The 3,287-nt window shown below is 41.6% G+C and carries 4 protein-coding genes; all 4 read left to right on the top strand.

Annotated elements, in window-relative coordinates:
- The first annotated feature begins 321 nt into the window (after positions 1-321).
- The 4 genes from FJM67_RS17085 to FJM67_RS17100 all read left to right on the top strand — a co-directional run bounded on the left by FJM67_RS17085 (position 322) and on the right by FJM67_RS17100 (position 2,856).
- A complete protein-coding gene (locus FJM67_RS17085; RefSeq protein ID WP_456237917.1) occupies positions 322-519 on the top strand; it encodes a hypothetical protein in 198 nt (65 codons plus the stop codon).
- Complete coding sequence (locus FJM67_RS17090; RefSeq protein WP_456237918.1) at positions 506-931, top strand: DUF4400 domain-containing protein; 426 nt, start codon at positions 506-508, stop codon at positions 929-931. The genes FJM67_RS17085 and FJM67_RS17090 overlap by 14 nt, the downstream gene beginning before the upstream one ends.
- A gap of 229 nt (positions 932-1,160) precedes the next feature.
- The gene (locus FJM67_RS17095; RefSeq protein WP_140591894.1) at positions 1,161-1,757 is read left to right on the top strand and encodes a hypothetical protein; all 597 of its coding nucleotides are present in this window, start codon (positions 1,161-1,163) and stop codon (positions 1,755-1,757) included.
- Complete coding sequence (locus tag FJM67_RS17100; protein ID WP_140591896.1) at positions 1,750-2,856, top strand: XRE family transcriptional regulator; 1,107 nt, start codon at positions 1,750-1,752, stop codon at positions 2,854-2,856. Before FJM67_RS17095 ends, FJM67_RS17100 begins: the two co-directional genes overlap by 8 nt.
- The last annotated feature ends 431 nt before the right edge of the window (positions 2,857-3,287 follow it).

Below are 3,287 nucleotides of genomic sequence, written 5' to 3' on the forward strand. Positions count from 1 at the left end.
ACAAGGTTCTTGTTGAATGAAGAATTCTAGTACTTTGGAGCGTTTAATGGTCTTCCTAAGTAATACTTTTTCATCCTGATCAACAGCAAACACCTCAAAGACATTTTTTGCTAAATCCAAGCCGATACGCATACTTTTCATGGTGGACTCCCGCTATTTAATTTATTAACTCGCCTTCAATATGGCACAAGATGCCGGGATTGGGGGAGTCCATCCCATTTCCTTAGATGGCCATTCCTTCTTTGATTTGTGCCTGTGTAATGGCTTGGGCAGTTATGAAAAAATCAGTTGTGATGATGACAGTGTGCGCCTGTGGATGGTGTGTATTTCCACACCTGGATGCGTAATCGTCCAAATCGGATGGCGTATTTAGCTGAAGGACGCATCGATGTGCGGTATGTCAGTGGTCATACGACGACAAAGCGGCTTCAACAAGTGATTAAAGCCCGGATTATGACGCCAACCGTTTCAGCCATGCTGGCCCGAGTAGAAGAGGATGTTTGGCATGAGCAAGCATAAGTCGGTTTGGCTGCTGTGTTTGGCACTGATGTTGGAGATTATTGCCATTGGCGTGTTAGTGCTCGGTGATTGGACTAGCCGGGGCATTAATAAAGAGAAGCAGATGATCCAAAGCCAATTGGGCGCACAAACAAGCTATTGGATTGGTCAAACTAGCCATCGCTGGTATCAGTCATGGGTTGTGGATACGCAGATGGAGCAATCTGTGCGAGATTTTCTAATCCCCACTGAAGAGCAGCGACTACGCTCTAAAGGGATGGAGAACATGGGCGGCTTTTGGTTTGTGTGTGTAGACCGTATTCAGGCATTTTTTGATGTGCTGTACCAAGTGTTCACTCGATTTACTTTGCTGATGGTCTGGTTGCCCTTTGCGCACTTATTCTCATGTTACCGGCGCTGTGGGACGGCTTGATGACCTGGAAGATTAAGAAAAAGACCTTTATACCGCCTGTGGTGCTACCATCCCTGATCATCGGTTTTGCATTAATGGCGGGGTTAGCGTTAAGTCACTTGTAGAAGAAGATTTAGTTTACATTTCAATCTCGGGTTAACAAGTATGCAGTTGGTTGACAAATTTATAGATTGGCATATTATTGTGCTTGGTATCTAATCCTATTGCTTTACTATCAGAGGTAACAAATTTGAACACACCGATGACACTAAACCCTAATTTTAAAGAAAGTCAGCTAATTGAAGTTGCTCAACTTTTAGCAGATGTTCGTGCTGGAGTTGTGGAGCTTCATAACAAAGATCTAGGTGATACTAATAAATCGTTGGGAATAAGGTCCTACGAATGTAGCTGTACACACTTGATTAAAAAGTCAAAAGAAGTTGATTGGCTCAAAATCCTGACTCCCAAAGGGAGATTTACGTTTAGTGTAGCTGGTGTTCCCGTTCGATTTTGGAAAGGTCAACCAGATAAACTCCCCTCTGGAAAATTGATTCGCTCTCACGAAGCGATGATGCAAATGGAGTTATTATCAACTCAATTTAGTCCGTCGGAGATCATTTGGTTTTTTGTACTTAGTACTGATCATACTAAATGTGTTGATCGTGCTTTTTTCGTTGGGTATAGCGAAGTTGGTGAAATTATCGTCAACTGGGAAGTACCAATGAGTTCTAAGGTTACATTAATAACAGACATTGATGAGAATATTACTCATGGTGTTGAACTTGAATCGGCTGTTTCTAAAATCAAAATTAAGAAAAAGTCGAAAAATGCTGTAAATCATGAATAACGAATTTTTTGGTGAAAAACTAAGACTGGCGAGATTGATGGCCGGGATTACTCAACAAGAACTTGGTGAGTTAGTTGCGGTCAGTCGTCAGTTTATACATCAGCTTGAAGCAGGTGTTAAACCACCAGCTGAAGACCTGCTTTTGGCATTGGCTGAAGTATTAAAAGTGAAAAGTGATTTCTTTTTTAAGAAACCACAAAATGATGTTAAGTATGAGCAATGCCACTTTCGCAAGCGCAAAACGACACCAGTTGGGCTTGCAAATCGAGTATTGGCTCTGGGCACTATTTTTGAACTATTAGTTGAGATTATTGAAGATCATCTTGAGTTGCCTGTTGCCAATTTTATTGATTTTGAAGAATCAGATCTGTGTGCGGAGGCTATCGAAAGAGCAGCGGAGCAATGTCGTATTTACTGGGGGCTGGGATTGGATGCCCCAGTTACAAACATGGTAAGAGTGCTGGAGAATAATGGCGCTGTAATTACTTGCTTTGATGGTGTTTCAGATAAAGTTGATGCGTTATCAATGAATCGAAAAAGACCCATCATAGTAAGAAATAATGCGAAGGAAAGCTGCTGTAGAATGCGCTTTGATTTGGCGCATGAATGTGGCCATTTGGTTTTGCATCAAGGTGTAGAAACTGGATGTGCTAAAACAGAGAGAGAAGCTGATGCTTTTGCAAGTGCGTTTCTTTTTCCACGTAAGGCTTTTCTGAAAGAGTTTCCTCAATGTGTGGGACCAGTTCGAATTAGGTGGGAGAAGATCTTTGCATTGAAACTTAGATGGCGTGTTAGTGCGAGAGCAATAATTTATCGAGCTAATTATCTTGGGTTAATTTCGTCGCAACAGTACAGAACCGCCAATGTTTATTTGAATAAATCAGGTCAATCGAAAACAGAAGACTTAGATGATCAAATACCAATGGAACAGCCAGAGCTTTTATCAGCTGCAATAGATCAGCTTAACGAGTATCTGGGTATTTCGATTTTTGATATTGCAAACGATTTAGGTGTTTCAGAGCAGATAGTTGCTCAGTTAACCAGTTACGATTTGACTAAGCAAATCAATAAGTCAAATGTCAGAAATATCAATTTCTAAGACAACCACCCCTCTAAAACAGATGAACTAGCGCTCGGTAGTTCAAAACCTTCAAGAATTCGATATCTACCTGACCATAGCCCTGAGTTATTTCGGGGCATTCTTCACTTCTCCATTTAAGGACGAGCTCATCAATGAAGACACACTCTAAAGTCGATTGGGATTGGGGGCGTTTTTAAAGCATGGGGCTATTATAAAAAGTCCCCGCATGAAGGCTCAGACTTCTTCAGCAGTCTGAGCCGAACAAATGTTCGGCTTTGCATTGTTATTCTAAAATGACTAGGTACAGCAGCGAAGTTGATAGATCAATTTGAATCCGTCGAGCATGCACAATACCTGTAAGCGTCACTAAATCAGCCTCTAGTTTTCGCGCTTAACCCCGCCCAAACTGTGTTTCGTCTATTCATCCACGGAGCACACAATATGAATGC

Source organism: Maribrevibacterium harenarium, from assembly GCF_006385675.1.
Taxonomy (GTDB): Bacteria; Pseudomonadota; Gammaproteobacteria; order Pseudomonadales; family Marinomonadaceae; genus Marinomonas; species Marinomonas harenarium.